The 1,461-nt window shown below is 71.5% G+C and carries 1 protein-coding gene; it reads right to left on the bottom strand.

From position 1 onward, the window contains the following. A partial coding sequence (locus GT042_RS19985) for a DNA polymerase III subunit gamma and tau (RefSeq protein ID WP_161310087.1) occupies positions 1 to 1,404 on the bottom strand: 1,404 nt, incomplete at its 3' end. Positions 1,405 to 1,461: the final 57 nt, after the last annotated feature.

The raw sequence follows: 1,461 nt of genomic DNA, 5'->3' as shown, positions 1-1,461 counted from the left end.
GGCGGCACCGGGCCACGCCCCGGGCCGCTGAGGCTCGGCCGCGGCAGCCGGAGGTACGGGAGGGGCGGGCGGTACGGGAGGGGCCGGCGGTACAGGATTCGCGGCCGGCACCGGAGGCGCGGGAGGCGCATGCCCCTCGGGCCCGGGAACGTACCCCACAGAAAGACCACCACCGGGGCCCCCCGCGCCTCCCGCGCCGGAACCCCCGCCCCCGGCACCCGGCCCACCCGAGAAGACCGCGTTGGCGGCCCCCCGCTCCAACCGGTCGAGGCGTGCCTGCACAGACCGCTCGTCGTCGAAGGCGGCGGGCAGCAGCACGCGCGCGCAGATCAGCTCCAACTGCAACCGTGGCGAGGTCGCGCCACGCATCTCCGTCAACCCGGTGTTGACCAGATCGGCCGCCCGGCTCAGCTCGGACGCACCGAGCACCGACGCCTGGGCCTGCATCCGCTCGACCACGTCGGCGGGCGCCTCGATGAGCCCCTTCTCGGCGGCGTCCGGCACCGCGGCGAGGATCACCAGGTCCCGCAACCGCTCCAGCAGGTCGGCGACGAAGCGCCGCGGATCGTTGCCGCCCTCGATGACCTGCTCGACCACCTCGAACGCGGCGGCCCCGTCCCCGGAGGCGAACGCGTCCACGACCGCGTCGAGCAGCGACCCGTCCGTATAACCGAGCAGGCCGGTGGCCATGGCGTACGTCACACCGTCCTCGGCCGCGCCCGCGAGCAGCTGGTCCATGACGGACATCGAGTCACGTACGGAACCCCCGCCGGCCCGCACGACCAGCGGCAGCACACCTTCGGCGACCGGGATCTGCTCCTTGGCACAGACCTCGCCGAGGTAGTTGCGCAGCGTCCCGGGCGGCACCAGCCGGAAGGGGTAGTGGTGCGTACGCGAACGGATCGTCCCGATGACCTTCTCGGGCTCGGTCGTCGCGAAGATGAACTTGAGATGCTCCGGCGGCTCCTCGACGACCTTCAGCAGAGCGTTGAAGCCCGCCGGGCTGACCATGTGCGCCTCGTCGATGATGTAGATCTTGTATCGACTGCTCGCCGGCCCGAAGAACGCCTTTTCGCGCAGGTCACGGGCGTCGTCCACGCCACCGTGCGACGCGGCGTCGATCTCGATGACGTCGATCGACCCCGGCCCGTTCCTGGCCAGGTCCCGGCACGACTGGCACGTACCGCACGGCGTCGGCGTGGGCCCCTGCTCACAGTTCAGGCAGCGGGCGAGGATCCGGGCGCTGGTCGTCTTCCCACAGCCGCGCGGGCCGCTGAACAGGTACGCGTGATTGACCCGGTTGTTCCGCAGCGCCTGCTGCAACGGGTCAGTGACATGCTCCTGCCCGATGACCTCGGCGAACGACTCGGGGCGATAGCGGCGATACAACGCAAGGGACGACACACCTACGACGATATCGGCCCCCTAGGACAACGCCCCCGCCGAGCGGTCCCCCCGCGC

Origin of the sequence: Streptomyces sp. SID3212 (genome assembly GCF_009865405.1) — a bacterium.
GTDB lineage: Bacteria > Actinomycetota > Actinomycetes > Streptomycetales > Streptomycetaceae > Streptomyces.
Note: the sequence above shows the minus strand (reverse complement) of the source record. Positions and strands in the feature narration are given on the sequence as shown.